Origin of the sequence: Rugamonas apoptosis, from assembly GCF_014042355.1 — a bacterium.
In the GTDB taxonomy this organism is placed as follows: Bacteria; Pseudomonadota; Gammaproteobacteria; order Burkholderiales; family Burkholderiaceae_D; genus Rugamonas; species Rugamonas apoptosis.
In genome coordinates, this window is the sequence record NZ_JACEZU010000004.1 from 346617 (window position 1) to 364843 (window position 18227).

An 18227-nucleotide genomic window follows, 5' to 3' on the forward strand; every position below is an offset into this window, starting at 1 on the left:
TTTGGCAACACGCAAGCCGGTGCCGTGCGCTAGAATAAACACTGGACCATCACTTGCACGTCACCATGAACCAGCCGCAACATCCGCCCGTCACGCCCGTCCTGACCAGCCGTTTGCCCCATGTGGGCACGACGGTGTTCACCCGCATGTCGCAACTGGCGGCGGAGTCCGGCGCGGTCAACCTGGGCCAGGGCTTCCCCGACTTCGCCTGCGAGCCCGGCCTCGTGGACATGGTCACGGAAGCCATGCGTGGCGGCCATAATCAATACCCCATGATGACGGGTGTGCCCGCGCTGCGCGCCGCCATCGTCGCCAAGATCGCCGCCATCTATGGCCACCGCTACGACGCCAACACGGAAATCACCGTCACGGCCGGCGCCACCGAGGCGCTGACCACGGCCATCCTGTGCTGCGTCCATCCGGGCGACGAAGTGATCATCATCGAACCGGCCTACGACAGCTACCTGCCCGCCATCGAACTGGCCGGCGGCGTGCCCGTGCTGGTGCAGATGACGGTCGATGCGGACGGCTACCGCGTGCCCTGGGACAAGCTGGCCGCCGCCGTCACGCCGCGCACCCGGCTCATCATCGTCAACACCCCGCACAATCCCACCGGCAGCGTGTTGCGCGCGGCCGACCTGCAGGCGCTGGCCGACATCGTGCGCGGCACGGACGTGCTGATCCTGTCGGATGAAGTGTACGAACACATGGTCTACGATGGCCAGCGCCACGAATCCATGTGCCGCTACCCGGAACTGGCGGCGCGCAGCTTCGTCGTCTCCAGCTTCGGCAAGACTTACCACGTCACGGGCTGGAAGGTGGGCTACGTGGCCGCGCCGGCCGCGTTGAGCGCGGAATTCCGCAAGGTGCACCAATACAATGTGTTCAGCGTTAACACTCCCATGCAGCACGGCCTGGCCGGCTACATGGCCGACCCCGCGCCCTACGAACAATTGCCAGCGTTCTACCAGCGCAAGCGCGACCTGTTCCGCGATGGTTTGCGGGGCAGCCGGTTCGAGCTGCTGCCGGCCGACGGCACCTATTTCCAATGCGTGCGTTACGCGCGCATCTCGTCGCTGCCCGAGGCGCAGTTCGCGGAATGGCTGACCAGTGAAATCAAAGTGGCGGCCATACCGGTTTCGGCGTTTTACCAGCGCAGCCAGGAGTCGGGCATCGTCCGCTTCTGCTTCGCGAAGAAAGAGGAGACGCTGGCACTCGCCTTGCAGCGCTTGACCAGCCTATAAGAAACAGCCTGCCGGCCCCGCGATGGGCTCAGGCAAGCAAGCAGGACGGAAACGATCATGGTGCAACGACGCATTACCCTCAAGGATCTGGTGCTGGGCGAACCGCTGCGGTGGGATCTGTTCGGTGCCGACTCGGGCGGCCGCCCGCTGCTGCACAAAGGCCAGATCGCCGCCGATGACAGACAGCTCCATACGCTGATCGACGCCGGCCTGTTCGCCGAGGAGGAACCGCCGCCCTCGGTGCTGCACCAGCTCAACCAGTGCAACCGCCGGCTGGAGCGCATGTTGCGCGACCTGCGCAACGAACACAACGCGGAAGCGGAACTGCGCGACATCGCGCGCGAAGTGATCGCCGCCGTGGAACTGAACGCCGACATCGCCCTGGCCTGCATCTTCCTGGCCCAGATCGCCGGCACCTACGCCGTGCGCCACTGCATCGAAACAGCGGTGGTGGTGGTGGTGGTGGCGCGCGCCATGGGCAAACCGCCGGCCGAGATCCTGACCGTGGCGGCCGCGGCCCTCACCATGAACGTGGGCATGCTGCGCCACCACGACACCTTCCAGAACAAGCGCGTGCCGCTCACGCGCGAGGAACTGGCCATCGTCCACCGCCACCCGGAGGACAGCGCCGACCTGCTCAAATGCGCCGGAGTGAAGGACGAGGAATGGATCTCCTGCGTGCTGCTGCACCATGAGAACGACGATGGCAGCGGCTATCCGTCCGGTGTGGCCCGCCCCGGCGTGACGCAGAACGCCAAGCTGATCAGCCTGGCCGACCGCTATTGCGCCCAGGTATCGGCCCGCAATTACCGCTGCTCCATCCTGCCCGACCAAGCCTTGCGCGGCGTGCTGGACGACCCTGCCATTCCCGTCGACGCGGAACTGGCCGCACATTTCGCGCGAGAACTGGGCAGCTATCCGCCCGGCTGCCTGGTACGGCTGCAAAACGGCGAAATCGGCGTGGTACGGCAGCGCGACGGCAATGGCGTGCTGGGTATTTCCAGCCTGCGCGACGGAGCCGGCATCGTGCTCACGCCAGCGGCGCCCCGCAGCACCCAGGACGCCGAGTGCGGCATCGCAGCCGTGCTCAGCGAGGACGAAGCCGAAGTGCGTTTCAGCATGAAGCAGATCTGGGGAGCGCAAGCGAGCTTGTAGCGCATGGGGCTGTGCGGCGGGGCGCGATCGCGCCCCGTCCCTTCTTCAACTCTTCAACGTCCCAACGCTTCCAGCTTGCGGTCCACGAAGGCGAGCAATTCCGGCGTCATGCCGCTGGCGGCCCTGGCGCGGGTGTAGGCGATGCGCGCTTCGGGCAGGCGCTTCCCGGCCTGCAATGAGATGCCCAGCCCCATCCACCACACGCCTTTTTGCGGCGCCAGTTTCAACGCGGCCTGGTAGTGCTCCACGGCCTCGCCATGCCGCTGCGCCCGTTGCAGCACGCCGGCCACGAAACCCTGGTATTCCGCATTGTCGCCCGCGTAGGGCAGCGTGCGCAGCAAGGTATCCAGTGCCGGACCACCACTCTCCAGTTGCAAACGGGCCAGCAACATGGCCATGTCCGGCTGATGGTCATCCAGCGCCAACGCCTGTTGCAACTGCTGGGCGGCTTCGTCCGTACGGTGGTTTTCGATCAGCAGCGTGACCAGCGTCTGGCGCGCGGCGTCATGACGGGGTGCGAGCTCCACGGCGCGCCGTAATTCCACCAACGCTTCCGAAGTGCGCCCTTCCTGCAAATCCTGCAGCGCGCGGCGGTAGCGGTTTTCCGCCAGCTGGGCCGGACCAAGGTCCCGGCTGACGCCACCGGCCGCTTGAGCGCCCTCCTCCTTGGCCGTCGGCTTCGCACGCGCCTTGGCCCTATCGGCGCGACGCTCAGTGGCCGTATTATCGGCAAGCGCGGTTTGGATGCGCTTGGCTTCCTCGCTACGCTCTGATTTGGCACTCGCCATCGCTTCGCTTGTCTGCTTGCGCTTGTGCTTGCGCGTGCGTCGCGCCGCATCGCTGCCGGGGTCGTCGCTCAACACCGCTTTGGTGGGGGCGGCGGCCGCGATGACAGGGGCCGGCGGCGTTGCGTTGGCGGGCATGGCGCCGGATGCGGCCGCCGGCACCGGCACTGGCACTGGCGCAGGCACCGTGGCCGCTGCTGCGCCATCGCCGGTCGCTGCGCCATCGCCAGCCGTGGGAGCCGATGCCGGCGCGGACGCCGCCGCTACGGACGCGACCTGCACCACCTGCGTCTGCACCTGCGCCTGCGGCACCACCACCATCACCGGCGCCGGACGCGGCTTCACCGTATTTTTGGTGAAATAGTGCCAGCCATACCAACTTCCGGCCGCCAGCGCCACCACGCCGACGGCGCCAGCACCGAGCAATGCGGGAAGCAGCTTCTTGCGCGGCATCGCCACCGGACGCAATTCCTGCTGGCCAAGCGCCACGCCGGGCTTGCCGCCGCGCGCGTCCAGGTCTTGCAGCATCTTGTTAATCAGGCTCATTTGGTCAGCGCCCATGCCAAGCCGCAGCCAGCCGCCAGCGCCGAAGCGCCCAGCATGGCCAGCCATGGCCAGCGTGAACGGCGCACGCCGATGGTATCGCCGGCGGCCAGTTTCACATGACGGCGCGCCACCTGCTGCTTGCCCTGGCCATACGCCAGCATCAGCGATTTATGCGCCATGATGTTGATCAAGCGGGGAATGCCGCCACTGGCGCGGTACAGCACCCGGATGGCCCCACGGCTGAACAAACGGCTGCCCGTGTAACCGGCCACCCGCAAGCGATGCGCCAGGTAATATTCCATGTCATCGCGGGTGAGCGGCCCCAGGTGGTAGTGGAAGGTGATGCGCTGCGCCAGTTGGCGGATCGAATCGCGCTCCAGGTGCTGGTTCAGCTCGGGCTGGCCGAACAGCACGATCTGCAGCAGCTTGCGTTTTTCCGTTTCCAGGTTGGTCAGCAGGCGCAACGCTTCCAGGCTTTCCAGCGGGATCGCCTGCGCCTCGTCCAGGCACAGCAGTACGCGCTTGTCCTGCGCCGCCAGTTCCATCAGGCGCATCGTGATCGCCTTGAGCAATTGATGCTGGTCCACGTCGCGCGCCAGCGTGAGCGACAATTCGTCGGCCAGCGCCAGCATCAACGTGCGCGGTTCCAGGTAGGGATTGGGAATGTAGGCCGTGACGAAATCGTCGCCCAGCATCCGGATGAACTTGCGGCACAACAGTGTCTTGCCGGTGCCCACCTCGCCCGTGATCTTGATGAAGCCTTCCCCGCCCTTGGCCGCCACCAGCAAGGTGTTGAGCGCTTCCTGCGAATGGGGGCTGGTGAAGAAGAAGCTGGTGTCGGGCGTGATGCCGAACGGCGCTTCCTGCAAGCCGAAGTGCTGCAAGTAGATCATCAGTTGCGCTCCTTCAGCATGCGCGGATCGAGCTCCTTGACCCGGCGGCCCGTCTCCAGCAAGTCCTCGTTCCAGTCGCTGCCCTCGGCCACGATGGTGGGTTTGATCAGCACCACCAGTTCGCGCTTCTGCATCACATCGCTGGTGTTGCGGAACAGCGCGCCCACCACCGGCACGTTGCCCACACCCGGCACTTGCGAACGGTCGGTCGTGGTGGCCTGACGCATCAGGCCGCCGATCGCCACCACGCGGCCATCCTGGCCGCGCACCATACTATCCATTTCCGACGTGGACGACGCGGCCAGCGGCAGGCTCAAATTGCCCGCCGTGCCCAAGTTGATGCCCTTGTTGACGGTCGACACCTGGCTTACGGACGGGTGCACATGCAGCGTCACGTTGCCGTGGTCGTCGATCTGCGGCGTCACATCCAGCACCACGCCGGAGAAGAACGGTTGCAGCGTTACACTGGGCGACACCACGCCGCTGCCGGAGCCGCTGGTGGTGGTGGTCGTGCTCACGCCGGTGACAAAGAATTCATCGGTGCCGATCTTCAGCACGGCCTTCTGGTTGTTCAGTGTGGCGATGCGCGGGCTGGACAGCACATGCACCGTGCCCTGCGATTCCAGGAAGGAAATCAGGGCCGCGAAATTACTGGTCTGGAACGCCAAGCCGAACAGGGAACCGGCCGCGTCGGCCGCGCTGCCCAGCGACACGCCCGTGGTGGCCGTGATGCCCCCCTTGCCTACGCTGGCGATGGCCGTCTGCGGCGTGTTGAGCGGGTTGAGCGAGGTGCCCGGCGTGAGAAAACCGCCCGACAGCTTGTTGTTGCCATGGCCGTCGCGGAAGTTGGCGAAGCCGGCCCAGTTGATGCCGGTCTGGTAACCGCTGTTCAGCTCCACTTCCAGGATCTTAGCCTCCAGGATCACCTGGCGGTCGACGGAGAGCTGGGTGGCCTTCAGGTACAGGTCCACATTGCGCAACTCCTCCGGCATGGCGCGGATCAGCAGCACGCCCGATTGCGGGCTGATGACGACATTGCGCCCATCCTTGCCGACCGGGACGATCGCTTCCAGCGCCGCCTTCAGCTCGCCCCAGAAATCGCTGTTGGACGCGGTGCTGACGTTACTCGCATCGCGCTGGCGCTGGTTGCCGCCGGATGGATTGGACGGATCGTTGGAATTATTGTTGTCGTTCTGGTTATTCTGGTTATTCTGGTTATTCTGCCCACCGCTATTGCTGGTGCCCGCGTTGGCCACCGAGGTGGACGTCACGCGCAAGCTGGAACTGCCCTTGCGCGTCGCGTTCAGGTACTGGACGCGGAACATGCGGGTCTGCATGGTCAGCGGACGGATGTAGATGCGGCTGCCATCGACCCGGTAATCGTAGCCGTACAGTTCACGCACGGCGTCCAGCGCTTCGAACAACGTCACGTCCTTCAGGTTGGCCGTGACGGTGCCGCTGACGTTGGGATCGATCAGCATGTTGTAGCGGGTGCCAGCCACCAGCGAATTGAAGAACTGCTGCACCGGTACGTTGTTGAAGGCGACGTTGAAACGTTCCTCCAGCACCGTGCGCGACTTGGGCAGCTGCTCCGCCAGTTGCGCGGCGGGCGGCAACAAGGCGCTGGCCACAGCATCGTTCTGCGCCGGCGCAGCAGGTTTGGCGGCGGCCGACGCCAGTTCGGCGCCGATCTTGTCGTAAGTGTCGCGGGTGGACTGGGTGGCGCAGCCGGCCAGGGCCAACGCCATGGTCGGCACGATCAGTAATTTATGCATAGTCAATCTCAGTCTTCATTCGCGGGCTGTTTCGCTGGCTGGTTCGCTGGCTGGTTCGCTGCTTGGTTCGTTGGCTGGTTCGCGGGCAGTTTCGTTACTTGCGGCTTGGCGGCCCTGGCGTTGCTTTCGGCGCTATCCTGGTACAGCGTCAGCACCTGGGTCTGGCTGCCACGGCGCAGCACCGCATGGTTCTTGTCCACCTTGACCAGCAAGGCGCCGTTGAACTTTTCGCCTTGCCGCACGGTCTGGCCGTCAATCACGGCCACTTGCCGGCCGTTGCTGCCCACCAGCACTGATTGCAGCTCCGGCCCCTTGCTCACGGGCGGTGCCGCCATGCCCGTCACCTGGCGCGCCTCCGGTGGCGGCATGGTGGGATCGGCCAAGCCTTGCGCGCAGGCGGACGATGCCGCAAACAGCGCCGGCAGCAGCCATGGCGACAGCGTCCGCAAGCGGTAGCGCACGTGCGATGGGCGGCTCACAGTTTCATCCATTTCGTATCCAGGCTCAAGGTGTACAGGGTCAACGTCAGGCGCGATGCCGGATACTGGCCAGCGTCCAGCTTCGCCTTGCCCCAGAACAGTTGATTGGGCAGCCCTTGCAGCGTATCCATGTATTGGATCATGTCCAGGTAGTTCCCTTGCAGCACAATTTCCACGCCATGGCGATACAGCAATTCCCTCGGCTTCGGCGCCGCCGGGGTGGCTGCGGCAGTGTTCGCTGGCTGCGCCGCCAAGGCGCCAGTGGCGATGTTTGCCGGCTGCCCCGCCGCGGCGCCGGGCGTGGCACCGGTGCCGGCCGGGCCGGCCACGGCGACCTTTTGCGGCATGGCAGCGACTGCGCCAGCCACTTCCAGCTTCGAATCGCTCAAGCCGCTGACGGGCAAGGTCTTCATGGAAATCAGGCGCAGCTTGCCGTTACCGCGCAGGATATGCTCCAGCAGCGGCGCCACCTTCTCCGGCGCCACCAGTCCCTTTTGCATGTTCAGCAGCGCGGCGCTGCCCTCGGCGATCTGCTTTTGCAGCGATTGCAAGCGCGCCCGGCCCTCCGCATCGGGATCGACCACGAAGGCGGCCGCCATCTGCGCGATCTCCCGGTCGATGCCGCCGATCTGGTTCTGCTGCTGGTTGATCTGCGCCAGCAACACCTTCTGCTTGGCCAGCAGCGGTTCCAGCACCATGGTGTAGGCCAGGAACACGATACTGGCCGCGATGGCGCCAAACACCATCATGCGCTCGCGCAAGGACATGGCGTCGAGCCGGGTGCACAACTTGATCCACTGGGCTTTCATTTGGCAGCCTCCGGCATGGCCGACTGCAGGCTGAATTCCACGTACGGCGACAAGGCCGGGCCGGCTCCTATCCCTGAGCCCGATCCTGCTCCGGCGCCGGTTCCCGCTGCGGCGCCTGCTGCAGTGCCCGCGCCACCGGCCGGCGCCGCTTGCGGCCCGGCGCCCGTCACCGGCACGTCAGCTGGACGGGCGATCTGCAGGCTGGCGAAGGTTCGGCCATGCATTACCTTCTCGCTCGTCAAACGGGCGATGTAATTGGGGATCAGCGTCGGCTGCATGGCCTTGCCTTGCAGGCCGATACCATTACCTGCCCCTTCAATGGTCAACCCCGTCAGCCATAAACCGCTGACGTTCTGGCGTGCGAACGCGCGGAAATACTCAGCGTAGCCGGTGCGATCGCCCACCGCGCCGCTGCGCAGCACGCTTTCCACCTCATGTAGCGATGCGAGACGTGCTTCCGCCTCCGCGATATCGGCGGCGATCACCGGACTCTTGGGACGGGGCGCGAACTGGGCCACTGCCTTGGTCAGCATCGTCTCCCGCCCTGCCAGCGCCACCTTGCCAGCACCGGCGTTGCGCTCCAACTGGCCGACCTTGTAGGAGGCGTACCACGTCAGTGCGACCGTCCCCACCAGGATCAGGGCCAGCGATTCGAGCATGGGCACGGCGCCGAACACCTTCTTCTGTTTCAGGAAAATAGGATTGAACAGGTTGATCTGCTGGCTCACAGCGCCACCTCCTCAACCCGCAACGCCGCGCCCAGCGTGAGGAAAAAACGCTGCTGGTGCGCCACGTCCTGCAATTCCGGCGTCTTGCCCAGGTCGAATACATCGCCGAGTTCCATGGCCTCGACCGGCATGTACATATTGCCGGCCAGATGTTCGTGCAGCCCTTCCACGCCGGTGGGCGCCAGCAACAGTTTCGAGACGCTGACGTAGTTGAACTGCCGGTCGAAGTGATCGAGCGAGCGTTGCAATTCCAGCGTGATCTTGTCGAAACAGGCGTGCTGCTTGTCTGTATCCGGTTCCAGCAACTGCGGCAAGGTCACCTCGATCCGGCGCGCCAGGTACAGTTCACCCTTGAAAGTAATGGTCAGCAAGCCGCCGTCCTCGTGGAACGACAGCATGGCCAGGCCCCGGCCCGGCGGTTCCAGCAAGGCGGAGATATTCCGCTGCGCCATTTCGGGGATATCGATCACGGTCAGCGGAATCTTCGCTTCGCTGAACAGTTCCTGGCACGACTGGATCAGGCTGTTGCGCGCGGCCACGGCGAACATGGAATGGCTGCGCGAACCGCCCGCGCTATCGACGGGAATGTCGAGCACGTCGATGGTGGCGTCGTCGATGTGGAAGTCCAGCATATCCTTGAGGCGCCAGCGCACGGCTGTCTTCAGTTCCTCGGGCGGCACGTTGGGCGCCTCCACCGTCAGCAACTGGTATTCGCCACCGGCCAGCAAGGTGCCGCAATGCTTGCGGCCGGCCTGCAATTCCTTGCCCACCCGTTCCAGCGCTTCGGCCGAGCGGCTCGGCTGGACGGGAAAGAAGGCCGCCATGTCCACCATCGGCTTGCCCTCGCGCGCCCGCTGGACGCTGCCCGCGCAGATGCCATCGCTGAGGAAAGAGAGCGTCAGCCAGCCATCATTTTTTTTTGCTTTAGAAAAGAAACCCATGCCGGCAATCTATTTGTTTGGCAAGCCGCAATAGGCCGCGCTGCGTTTGATTATATTCAAGTCACATGCAAAAAATGAGGGAATGTTGCATTCCACCCCCAAAAACATCAGCTTTTTCATATACCTGCTCATTAAAGCTGCGCCTCCACCACGCGTTGTGCGTACTCAGGCCCCTTGCTCGCGTTGGGGCAACCGCTGGGGCCCGGCTGGTTGCAGGCCGTGGCCCGGATCCAGAAGTGCTCCGTGCCTCCCGCCAGGCCCGCATTCGCGCCGCAGGTAATCGTGACGCTGAAGGCCGACAAGGTGGTGTTGGCGGGCAAGAGGAATGTTTGGCCGGACCCGGCCGCCTTGGGGCAGCCGAGGCTGGCCGAAGGCCCCGCGCCCGCGCCACTGCGCAAGGCCCGCCACAGCGCCCACTCCAGCCCGGTCCGCGCCGCCTGGTAGGCGCGCGCGCCCTGCTGGTCCTGCGTCGCGCTGGCTTGCTGCGAGGTCACCACGGATACGATGGCCACTCCCAGCCCGGCCAGCGCCACCAACAGGAAAATGGCGGTGACGATGCCGATACCGGCCGCCCGCCGCATGGCCCGGATACGTTGAAAATGCAGATGAGTCATGGCGTGTTCTCCACGGCGGCCTGGTGCGCCAGCGTGACCGTTTCCGTGTTGTTGGCGTTGCCTACGATCAAGGTGATACCCACCAGGCCGCTGTGCACGTTCTGCAACTCGGTGTACGAAAAATTGCAACCCGCTACATTGCTGGCCAGGATCGCGTGCTGGATGGTTTGCCCCGGCGGGTTGGCCATCGCCGCAGGGTCGGTCTGGCTGGCGTTAAATTGGTAATTCCAGTAGCGCGTCAGTTCCATGCGACCAGTGGCCGCCGGCGCGCAGCGGAACGTGACCGGTTGCATGGCCACGCTGAAGCGCTGGGTGGGCGAGGTGTTCGGAATGCCGTTGACTGGCACGGCGAATGGATTAGTCTCCAGCGTCACCACATTCCCCAGCGGCGCGGACGCCACCTTTGCCCGGTTGCCGCCCGCGTAAGCATCGGCCGTGATGTAGTCCGGACCCAGGTTGTAGACCACGATATAGTCGCCGCTCACGATGTTGTACGGGAAGGCAGGCATCTCGCCAACCACGGTAAATGTCTTGTTGGTCGAATTCTGGAAATCCAGCACCGGCACGCCCGCGTTATCATCCGCGGAAAGATAAGTGCCCGCAGCCTTGGTCGGAATGAATTCCAACAGCACTACGCTCCCCGAAATCAGCACGCGCACGCTGTTGGGCAAGGCGCTGTGCAGTTCGCGCGTGATGCGGCGCAGGGCCAGGTCAGCCACGTCGCTCATTTCCGCCCGGCCCGCCGCGTCCACATAATTCTGCACGGGACGCCGGATGAACAGCACCATGATGCCGGCCAGGATGCTCGTGATAACCATCACGACGATCATTTCGATCAGCGTGAAGCCGCGCGCGGACGATGAATGGATGCGGGTGGCCATCGTCAGTCCGCCGTCCTGGGTGCATAGCGCGTACGGTAGCCATCGAGCGTGACGTCGTTACCGTTGCCGTAATCGACCTTGATGGTGATGCGCAGCGCCTCCATGTTGACCGGGGTCGTACCGCCCGTCACCGTCATGCCAGCCGGGCCCAGCGTGGCCGGTTCCATGCTCACCGTCGCCGTGAAACCGGTCAACGGTGGCTGGCCGCCCATGGGCTGGTCAGCCGCGTCTACCAGTTGGTTGCCGGCGGCGTTGAGGAACGATTCTTGGGCCATGCCGTACGTGGTCACGTAATCATTCACGTTATTGTAGGGGCGCTTCTCGCCATTCTCCGGGCCGAAGTTCTCCACGGTGGCATCGCACTTGGTGGTGTCACCGGACGCGCCTGTGGCGGCGCTGGTGGCGGTGGCGGCGTTGATATCAGACGGATCGCAGAACGTGAACCGGGCTTGCTGCACTTCCTCCATCAACGCCTCGGCCAGCAGCAGCGCCTGCTTGCGCCGGACCGGTTCAGCGCTCGCCTTGGTGGAGATGTTCAGTAATTGCAGCACGGTCACGGCGGCCACGCCCATGATGACCATGAACATCACCAGTTCGATCAGACTCAGGCCGCGCTGGCGTCTTTGCGGGCTAGTGAACATAGCCCGTTTCCGCTTCCACGGTGACGACGACGGCGGTGCCATTGCCGGTGACGGTAATGGTCAGCGGCGTGGTGAAGGTGGAAGCGGAGCCCAACGGATTGGCAATATCGGCCGCGTTGTAGGGACGGCCCATGGCGTCGAAGAAGAACATGCCGCCCGCACCCACTTCGGTGACGCGGCTGGCGGTGACGGTGAGGCTGTCCGGTTTGCCTTCGCACATCCAGGTGGACACGTAGCTGCCCCCGATCTGGCACTGGGCCTTGGTGTAGGACGAGCCGCTGTTGTTACCCGCTGGTGCCGTGACTGCATCGCTGGCCGCGCAAGCCGATTGCACACACAGCGCGAAGAGGTTGCCGGTGGCGCTGACATACACGGGACGGTTCTGCGCTATGGCCAGTTTTTGGCCATAGCGGATGATAGCTTTGGTCTGATCCGCATACTCGCGCGCCTGAATGGGGCCGTTATCGAAAAAACGGGTAATGGCGACGGCGCCCAACACGCCCATCACCACCAGCACGGTGATCAGTTCAACAATCGTGAACCCGGCCGCAGCCCGGCGCCGTCCGGCGCTGGCGCCAGTCCAGAACCGGATGGGAGCGGACAACACAGTTAACAGCAGGATGCTGGCTGGATATTATTGGCAACCGGAGTCGTCCTTAACTATTGCGGCTGGTGTGGTCGCATTCGTCGCCTGCCTATACGAAACATAGCAAGTCACCGCCGCCGTCGTACCGGAAACACCCTTAGGAATAACAACAAAGCCGTTAGCCGGAATAAGTGGCAAAAAGCCGGCGGCGGGAACGTCGCTCGCGGTGGTGTTGTCCTGCATCAAGTAATCGGCGCTCGTCAGGCCAGCGGCGGCGGCCGTGGTCGCGTTCTTGCCCTCTGGATAGTTGAAGACGATATTCATCGTAATATTTTCGTTAGTAATCGTCCCATTAGACGGGTGGAGCAAGGACTGGCCATGCACCATCGCCACTTCCGTCGCCAGCGCACCTTGGGCCGCAGCCAGCGCCGCCTTACGGGCATCGCTGCCCAGGTTGGCAAACTTAGGCAAGGCCGTCGCCGCCAAAATACCCAGAATCACAATCACGACGATCAACTCGATCAGGGTGAAACCGGCCTGCGCGGACGAACGGACGGTGTGCATTGCTTGCTTGTTCATTGAATTCTCCAAATCGCCTTACAAATCAGAATTTCACAAGGGACAGTTCGCGGCAAAGGGTTGGGCGGCGTTAGTCATTCACTTGCTCAAAGGTCACACCTGCGGTTTCAGATGTTCCTGGCGGCTTGGCGACACTTATGGGCAAGCGAAATAATTTTACCTTGAATTTCAACAGTTTCGCGGAAGCATTTCCAAAAGTTTCGCGCTTATTTAACAAATAGATCAAGGTCTTGTCATACCGGTCGAAGTACCAGTTGCCAACCGGCAATTCGGCGTTATCAGGAGAGTAATACTCGCCCAGATAATTGGCCGGCTTGCGGTCCAACAACGCTATCGGATTCTGCTCCGACAGCAACGCCAAATCAACACTGCGGCCCGGCAACTGCGCCTGCGTCACCTTCACATCGAGCGCCGTGCGGATATTGGCCGCCACCTGCTGCACGGCCACCAGTTCCGCCTGTTCCTGATAAAACGCCACCCGCTCCAGCAGCACGCCGGCCAGAATCGCCAAAATAGCCGCCGCCACGGCGAACTCGAAACGGCTGACGCCGCGCTGCCGCCACCGTTGCCAGCGCCCCACAGGCGGCCGCGTCTTCATTTATGCAAGGCCACTTTGCCCAGATCCCAGATCGGCAAGAAGATGCCCAGTGCCAGCACCAGCACCAACGCGCCCAGGAAGGTGATCAGTATCGGCTCGATCTGGGCCGACAGCGTCTTCAATTCATAATCGACTTCGCGCTCGTACATCTGGGCGATCTCGTCCATGAGATCGTCCAGCGATCCCGTTTCCTCGCCCACCGCGATCATCTGCAGCACCACCGGCGTGAACACACCGGCCGCCGCCGCCGTGCGCAGGATGCTGTCGCCCCGCTCCACGCCGTCGCGCATCTGCTCCACGCGCGCGGCCAGGTAAGCGTTGTCCACCGTCTGCGCGACCACCGTCAAGCCCTGCACGATGGGCACGCCGCTGCGGGCCGACAGCGCGAAACTGCGGGCGAAGCGGGCCATGGTGCCCTTGAGGATGATCTTGCCCGCCACCGGCACCTTCAGCTTGATCTTATCCCAGCGGTAGCGCCCCTTGGCCGTGGCAATCCAGGCCCGGAAACCCAAAACGGCGGCCACCACCAGCGCCACCAGCAGCGGCCAGAAATGGACGGTGAAGTTGGAACTGGCGATCAAAATGCGCGTCATCAGCGGCAATTCGGCGTGGAACGACTCGAACACCTTGGTGAAGGCGGGGATGACGAAGATGTTCACGATCACCATGGCCGCCACCATGGCCACCACCACAAAGGTGGGATAGCGCATGGCCGTCTTGACCCGCTCGCGCATGTCGCGGTCGAATTCCATGTGGTCGAACAAGCGCAGGAACACTTCCTCCAGCCGGCCCGTCATCTCCCCTACCCGCACCATGGACAGGTAAAACGGCGTGAACACGGTGGGATGGCGGCGCATGGCGGCCGACAGCTCGCGGCCCGAATCGAGCGATTCGCGCATATCCTTGATCACCCGCCCGAACGCCTTGCTGACGGCCGATTCCTGCAAGCCGGCCAGCCCGCGCATGATGGGCACGCCGGCCTTGAGCAAGGTATACAACTGGCGGCTGAACAACTGCACGTCCATCGACGTCACCTTCTTCTCCAGCAGCTTGACCCACCACGCGTCGCCGTTGCCGGCGGCCGTGGCGGCGCGCTTGGTGACGCTGATGTCGATCGGCGTCACGCCCGTATTGAAGAGCTGGTCGGCGACGGCGCCGCTGTCGGCCCCTTCCAGCACGCCCTGCATCAGCTCGCCGCGCGCGTTGCGGCCCTTATAAGCGTAGAGCGGCACGTCAATCCTCGAACTGGTTGCTGATACGCATGGCTTCGGCCACCGTCGTGCGGCCCTGCACCACCAGCTGCACGGCATGGCGGCGCAGGGTGTTGCCGGCCATCTGGGCGGCGGCGGCCTTCATGAAAGCGTTGGCGTCGTGATGATTGGCCGCATCCACCACGGCGCTGGTCATTTCCAGCAACTCGTAGACGCCGGTCCGCCCCCGGTAGCCCATGCCGTTGCAGTGCGAGCAACCCTTGCCGTGGAAATAGTGGCCGGCGCCGGTCTGGTCGCCCAGCTCCAGCCGCAGCCATTCCGTTTCCGTGGGGCTGGGCTGATACGGCGTGGTGCAGCTTTCGCAGATCACCCGCACCAGACGCTGGGCCAGCACGGCCTGCAGCGAACTGCCGACCATGTAGCGCGGCACACCCATGTCCATCAGGCGCAGCGGCGTGCCCAGCGCATCATTGGTGTGCAGCGTGGACAGCACCAGGTGGCCCGTCATGGCGGCCCGCAGGCCGATCTGGGCCGTTTCCTGGTCGCGCATCTCGCCCACCAGCACAATGTCCGGGTCCTGGCGCAGGGCCGAGCGCAGCACGCGCGCGAAGTCGAGGTCGATCTTGTCGTTGACCTGCACCTGGTTGATGCCGCGCAGCCGGTATTCGATCGGGTCTTCCACCGTGATCAGCTTCTTTTCCACGGAATTGAGCTCGGCCAGCGCGCAGTACAAGGTGGTGGTCTTGCCGCTACCGGTCGGGCCCGTCACCAGCACCAGCCCGTTGGGACGCTGGATGATGGCGCGGAATTTGTCCAGGATGGGCTTGGGCATGCCGATCGCGTCCAGCCGCAAGGTGGTGCTGCCCTGGTTCAGCAGACGCATCACCACCGATTCGCCATACTGGGTGGGCATGGTGGAGATACGCACGTCGATGCGCTGCTGCTTGACGCGCACGGCGAAACGGCCATCCTGCGGCAGCCGCTTCTCGGAAATGTCCAGGTCGGACATCAGTTTCAACCGCAGCGCCAGCGAGGCGGCGATCTTGATGTCGGCTTCCGTCTGCAAATGCAGCACGCCGTCGATGCGGAAGCGGATCTGCAGCCGCCCCTCCTGCGGTTCGATGTGGATGTCGGATGCGCCCACCTGGGCCGCATCGTCGAACACCGATTGCAGCAGCTTGACGATGGGCGCTTCTTCCAGGTTCGGGTTGACGGCCAGCGCGCCGAAGTCGACCGACACGTCGCCCAGATCCTGTTCCAGCTCGCGCGCCAGGTCGGTGATGTCGTCCGTCCGGCGGTAAATGCGGTCGATCGCGCCCAGCACTTCCGTCTCGTTGACCACGGCCAGTTGCACCGTCTTCTTGAGGATGCGGGAAATCTCGTCGTAGGCGAACAGGTCGGTCGGGTCCGACATGCCCACCAGCAGCGCCGTGCCGCGATCCTCCAGCGCCAGCGCGCGGAAGCGGCGGGCCTGGGTTTCCGGCAGCAGCCGCACCACGTCGGGATTGATGTTGTAGAACTTCAGGTTCAAATAGGGAATGTCGAGCTGACGGGCCAGCGCACCGGCGATCTGCTCCTCGGTCACATAGCCGCTCTCGATGAACAGCCGGCCCAGCTTGCGCCCGCTGCGTTTCTGTTCCGCCAGGGCCAGCCCCAACTGTTCCTCGGACAGCAGCTTTTGCTGCACCAGGATTTCTCCCAGACGGACTTTTTCCGGCCTTGCCATGTACTCTCCTTCAGATCGATCACACCCCAGTGCGTGTTGCGGCCATTCTAGTCCAGAAAATTGTCCTTGCCAGCAATCTATTCCACGGAAAATCATGAACGTCGCCATTAAACCGCTTCATAGGGGAATTTCGCGTTTTCACTAGCAAAATCCCCGGGGAATGCGCTACAGTGTGGGTCGCTCACCACTCGCGCGCTCAGACCGCTACTCATGACCGACCCCGCACTGCGATTCCACCAGCTTGCCAAGCGTTATGGCGACACCAGCGTGCTGCGCGGCGTGGATCTGGAGGTGGCGGCCGGCGAATGTGTGGCGCTGGTGGGCGTGAACGGCGCCGGCAAGACCAGCCTGATGAAATGCCTGCTCGATTTTTGCGCGGTCGATGGCGGCACCATAGAAATATTCGGCCGCGACCACCGCCAGCCGGCCGCGCGCGCGCCGCTCGGGTTTCTGCCGGAACGCTTCACCCCGCCCTACTACCTGACGGGGGCGGAATTCATACAGTACATCCTGACCTTGCAGGGCCACGCGGCCGAACCGGCCGCCATCGACGGCATGGTGCAGGCGCTGGACCTGGAGGTATCGGCCTTGAAACGCACCGTGCGCAGCTACTCCAAAGGCATGACCCAAAAGCTGGGCCTGGCTGCATGTTTGCTGGCGCCCAAGGCCCTGTACGTGCTGGACGAACCGACCAGCGGCCTGGACCCGAAAGCCCGCGCCCTGCTCAAGGCCCAGCTGCTGGCCAGGCGCGCGGCCGGCAGCGCCCTGTTCCTCACCTCCCACCTGCTGGCTGACGTGGACGAGCTGTGCGACCGCATGGCCATCCTGCACGACGGCCAGATCCGCTACGCCGGCACCCCGGCCGACTGCCGTGCCCGCTACCAGGCCGACAGCCTGGAGCAGGCTTTCCTGCGCTGCATCGCCTGAGGCCGCCACCATGTACCGTTCCCATTTCGGCCTGCACGAATCGCCATTCGGCATCACGCCCAACCCCGCCTTCTTCTACGCCGGCAACACGCGCGGCGAAATCCTGCAGGCGCTGCTGTACGTGGTCAGCCATGGCGAAGGCATCATCAAGGTCACGGGCGAGGTGGGCAGCGGCAAGACCATGCTGTGCCGCATGCTGGAAAGCCAGTTGCCGCCCCATATAGAAGTGATCTACCTGGTCAACCCCAGCCTGTCGCCGCTGGAAGCGCTGTTCGCCATCGCCAGCGAACTGGGCTTGCAGCCGGCCGGCAAACGGGGCGACGAAGTGCTGCGCGAACTGCATGCCGACCTGATCGCCAAGCACAGCGCCGGCAAGCAGGTCGTGCTGCTGGTGGAGGAAGCACAAGCGATGCCGTTGGCCACGCTGGAGGAAATCCGGCTGCTGACCAACCTCGAGACGGCCCGCAACAAGCTGCTGCAGATCGTGCTGTTCGGCCAGCCGGAACTGGACGAACACCTGGACCTGGCCAGCATGCGCCAGTTGAAGGAACGCATCACCCACAGCTTCGAAGTGCCGGCCATGGCGCCGGAACTGGTGCCCGAATTCCTCGACTTCCGGTTGCGCGCGGCCGGCCACACGGGCCCGGCCCTGTTCAGCCAGAAGGCAGCATTGCGCATCGCGCGCGCTTCAGGCGGCATCGTACGGCGCATTAATATCCTGGCCGACAAGGCTTTGCTGGCGGCCTACGCGGCCGATGCGGACTTGGTGGAGGTCGGCCACGTCAATAATGCGATACAAGATTCACCATTCAAATCAAAAAACAGTATCATTTCGCATGCCACGACGGCCATGTCGCTGATCATCGTGCTGTTGTTGGCCGGCATCGCCTGGCTGCTGTGGCGCCCGCCCGTGCCGGCCCCGGTCCGGCCCGCCGCCGCAAGCCAAGCCGCGCTGGCGCCCGCCGTAAGCCAGGCCGTGCCGGCGCCCGCGGGGGCGCCCGCGTCCGGCAAATATTTGCCGCAATGAAACGTAATAGTTGCTGGACCAGTTAAATTGTAAGATCATGTCGACTAGAATTCCAAAAGCACAACATTCAGCGCAAGGGGCG

The 18227-nt window shown here is 64.0% G+C and carries 19 protein-coding genes; 4 read left to right on the top strand and 15 right to left on the bottom strand.

Annotated features, from left to right (window positions below):
• Positions 1 to 65 precede the first annotated feature (65 nt).
• A complete protein-coding gene (locus tag H3H39_RS10750; RefSeq protein ID WP_182153359.1) occupies positions 66 to 1244 on the top strand; it encodes a pyridoxal phosphate-dependent aminotransferase in 1179 nt (392 codons plus the stop codon).
• 57 nt (positions 1245 to 1301) lie between these two features.
• A complete protein-coding gene (locus H3H39_RS10755) occupies positions 1302 to 2399 on the top strand; it encodes an HD-GYP domain-containing protein (protein WP_182153360.1) in 1098 nt (365 codons plus the stop codon).
• Between the two features lie 53 nt (positions 2400 to 2452).
• On the opposite strand, the gene H3H39_RS10760 is transcribed toward H3H39_RS10755, so the two are convergent.
• From H3H39_RS10760 to H3H39_RS10830, 15 genes are all read right to left on the bottom strand, one after another.
• Entirely contained in the window at positions 2453 to 3730 is a 1278-nt protein-coding gene (locus tag H3H39_RS10760) for a tetratricopeptide repeat protein (RefSeq protein WP_182153361.1), read from the bottom strand.
• The gene (locus H3H39_RS10765) at positions 3727 to 4620 is read right to left on the bottom strand and encodes an ExeA family protein (protein ID WP_182153452.1); all 894 of its coding nucleotides are present in this window, start codon (positions 4618 to 4620) and stop codon (positions 3727 to 3729) included. Before H3H39_RS10765 ends, H3H39_RS10760 begins: the two co-directional genes overlap by 4 nt.
• Positions 4621 to 4622: 2 nt before the next feature.
• Positions 4623 to 6398, bottom strand: a complete 1776-nt coding sequence (gene mshL / locus H3H39_RS10770; RefSeq protein WP_182153362.1) for a pilus (MSHA type) biogenesis protein MshL — start codon at positions 6396 to 6398, stop codon at positions 4623 to 4625.
• 8 nt (positions 6399 to 6406) lie between these two features.
• Positions 6407 to 6889, bottom strand: coding sequence for a hypothetical protein (locus tag H3H39_RS10775; protein ID WP_182153363.1), 483 nt, complete (start codon positions 6887 to 6889; stop codon positions 6407 to 6409).
• The gene (locus H3H39_RS10780; protein WP_182153364.1) at positions 6874 to 7686 is read right to left on the bottom strand and encodes a hypothetical protein; all 813 of its coding nucleotides are present in this window, start codon (positions 7684 to 7686) and stop codon (positions 6874 to 6876) included. The genes H3H39_RS10775 and H3H39_RS10780 overlap by 16 nt, the downstream gene beginning before the upstream one ends.
• Positions 7683 to 8414, bottom strand: a complete 732-nt coding sequence (locus H3H39_RS10785) for an MSHA biogenesis protein MshA (RefSeq protein WP_182153365.1) — start codon at positions 8412 to 8414, stop codon at positions 7683 to 7685. The genes H3H39_RS10780 and H3H39_RS10785 overlap by 4 nt, the downstream gene beginning before the upstream one ends.
• Positions 8411 to 9355 carry an agglutinin biogenesis protein MshI gene (locus tag H3H39_RS10790; RefSeq protein ID WP_182153366.1) on the bottom strand — a complete coding sequence of 315 codons (945 nt, stop codon included), beginning with the start codon at positions 9353 to 9355 and terminating at the stop codon, positions 8411 to 8413. The genes H3H39_RS10785 and H3H39_RS10790 overlap by 4 nt, the downstream gene beginning before the upstream one ends.
• A 131-nt stretch (positions 9356 to 9486) precedes the next feature.
• Entirely contained in the window at positions 9487 to 9969 is a 483-nt protein-coding gene (locus H3H39_RS10795) for a pilus assembly PilX family protein (protein ID WP_182153367.1), read from the bottom strand.
• The gene (locus H3H39_RS10800) at positions 9966 to 10850 is read right to left on the bottom strand and encodes a type II secretion system protein (protein WP_182153368.1); all 885 of its coding nucleotides are present in this window, start codon (positions 10848 to 10850) and stop codon (positions 9966 to 9968) included. The genes H3H39_RS10795 and H3H39_RS10800 overlap by 4 nt, the downstream gene beginning before the upstream one ends.
• A 2-nt stretch (positions 10851 to 10852) precedes the next feature.
• Positions 10853 to 11491 carry a type IV pilus modification PilV family protein gene (locus tag H3H39_RS10805; protein ID WP_182153369.1) on the bottom strand — a complete coding sequence of 213 codons (639 nt, stop codon included), beginning with the start codon at positions 11489 to 11491 and terminating at the stop codon, positions 10853 to 10855.
• Positions 11481 to 12098, bottom strand: a complete 618-nt coding sequence (locus tag H3H39_RS10810; protein ID WP_311196891.1) for a pilus assembly FimT family protein — start codon at positions 12096 to 12098, stop codon at positions 11481 to 11483. The genes H3H39_RS10805 and H3H39_RS10810 overlap by 11 nt, the downstream gene beginning before the upstream one ends.
• A 27-nt stretch (positions 12099 to 12125) precedes the next feature.
• Positions 12126 to 12656 (bottom strand): type II secretion system protein, encoded by a 531-nt coding sequence (locus H3H39_RS28345; protein WP_311196892.1) that lies wholly within the window; start codon positions 12654 to 12656, stop codon positions 12126 to 12128.
• A gap of 70 nt (positions 12657 to 12726) precedes the next feature.
• Positions 12727 to 13254 (bottom strand): hypothetical protein, encoded by a 528-nt coding sequence (locus tag H3H39_RS10820; RefSeq protein ID WP_182153370.1) that lies wholly within the window; start codon positions 13252 to 13254, stop codon positions 12727 to 12729.
• Positions 13251 to 14486 (bottom strand): type II secretion system F family protein, encoded by a 1236-nt coding sequence (locus H3H39_RS10825; RefSeq protein ID WP_182153371.1) that lies wholly within the window; start codon positions 14484 to 14486, stop codon positions 13251 to 13253. Before H3H39_RS10825 ends, H3H39_RS10820 begins: the two co-directional genes overlap by 4 nt.
• A 1-nt stretch (position 14487) precedes the next feature.
• On the bottom strand, positions 14488 to 16191 hold the full coding sequence (locus H3H39_RS10830; RefSeq protein ID WP_182153372.1) for a GspE/PulE family protein: 1704 nt from the start codon (positions 16189 to 16191) through the stop codon (positions 14488 to 14490).
• Between the two features lie 210 nt (positions 16192 to 16401).
• Here H3H39_RS10830 and H3H39_RS10835 point away from each other — a divergent pair, with 210 nt between their 5' ends.
• Entirely contained in the window at positions 16402 to 17118 is a 717-nt protein-coding gene (locus H3H39_RS10835; RefSeq protein ID WP_182153373.1) for an ABC transporter ATP-binding protein, read from the top strand.
• A gap of 10 nt (positions 17119 to 17128) precedes the next feature.
• The gene (locus tag H3H39_RS10840; RefSeq protein ID WP_182153374.1) at positions 17129 to 18145 is read left to right on the top strand and encodes an ExeA family protein; all 1017 of its coding nucleotides are present in this window, start codon (positions 17129 to 17131) and stop codon (positions 18143 to 18145) included.
• Positions 18146 to 18227: the final 82 nt, after the last annotated feature.

What these genes read in the sequence shown, in the direction of transcription:
- H3H39_RS10750 (WP_182153359.1), top strand. Translation starts at nt 66, where the DNA reads ATGAACCAGCCGCAACATCCGCCCGTCACGCCCGTCCTGACCAGCCGT.
- H3H39_RS10755 (WP_182153360.1), top strand. Translation starts at nt 1,302, where the DNA reads ATGGTGCAACGACGCATTACCCTCAAGGATCTGGTGCTGGGCGAACCG.
- H3H39_RS10760 (WP_182153361.1), bottom strand. Translation starts at nt 3,730, where the DNA reads ATGAGCCTGATTAACAAGATGCTGCAAGACCTGGACGCGCGCGGCGGC.
- mshL (WP_182153362.1), bottom strand. Translation starts at nt 6,398, where the DNA reads ATGCATAAATTACTGATCGTGCCGACCATGGCGTTGGCCCTGGCCGGC.
- H3H39_RS10775 (WP_182153363.1), bottom strand. Translation starts at nt 6,889, where the DNA reads ATGGATGAAACTGTGAGCCGCCCATCGCACGTGCGCTACCGCTTGCGG.
- H3H39_RS10780 (WP_182153364.1), bottom strand. Translation starts at nt 7,686, where the DNA reads ATGAAAGCCCAGTGGATCAAGTTGTGCACCCGGCTCGACGCCATGTCC.
- H3H39_RS10790 (WP_182153366.1), bottom strand. Translation starts at nt 9,355, where the DNA reads ATGGGTTTCTTTTCTAAAGCAAAAAAAAATGATGGCTGGCTGACGCTC.
- H3H39_RS10795 (WP_182153367.1), bottom strand. Translation starts at nt 9,969, where the DNA reads ATGACTCATCTGCATTTTCAACGTATCCGGGCCATGCGGCGGGCGGCC.
- H3H39_RS10800 (WP_182153368.1), bottom strand. Translation starts at nt 10,850, where the DNA reads ATGGCCACCCGCATCCATTCATCGTCCGCGCGCGGCTTCACGCTGATC.
- H3H39_RS10805 (WP_182153369.1), bottom strand. Translation starts at nt 11,491, where the DNA reads ATGTTCACTAGCCCGCAAAGACGCCAGCGCGGCCTGAGTCTGATCGAA.
- H3H39_RS28345 (WP_311196892.1), bottom strand. Translation starts at nt 12,656, where the DNA reads ATGAACAAGCAAGCAATGCACACCGTCCGTTCGTCCGCGCAGGCCGGT.
- H3H39_RS10820 (WP_182153370.1), bottom strand. Translation starts at nt 13,254, where the DNA reads ATGAAGACGCGGCCGCCTGTGGGGCGCTGGCAACGGTGGCGGCAGCGC.
- H3H39_RS10830 (WP_182153372.1), bottom strand. Translation starts at nt 16,191, where the DNA reads ATGGCAAGGCCGGAAAAAGTCCGTCTGGGAGAAATCCTGGTGCAGCAA.
- H3H39_RS10835 (WP_182153373.1), top strand. Translation starts at nt 16,402, where the DNA reads ATGACCGACCCCGCACTGCGATTCCACCAGCTTGCCAAGCGTTATGGC.
- H3H39_RS10840 (WP_182153374.1), top strand. Translation starts at nt 17,129, where the DNA reads ATGTACCGTTCCCATTTCGGCCTGCACGAATCGCCATTCGGCATCACG.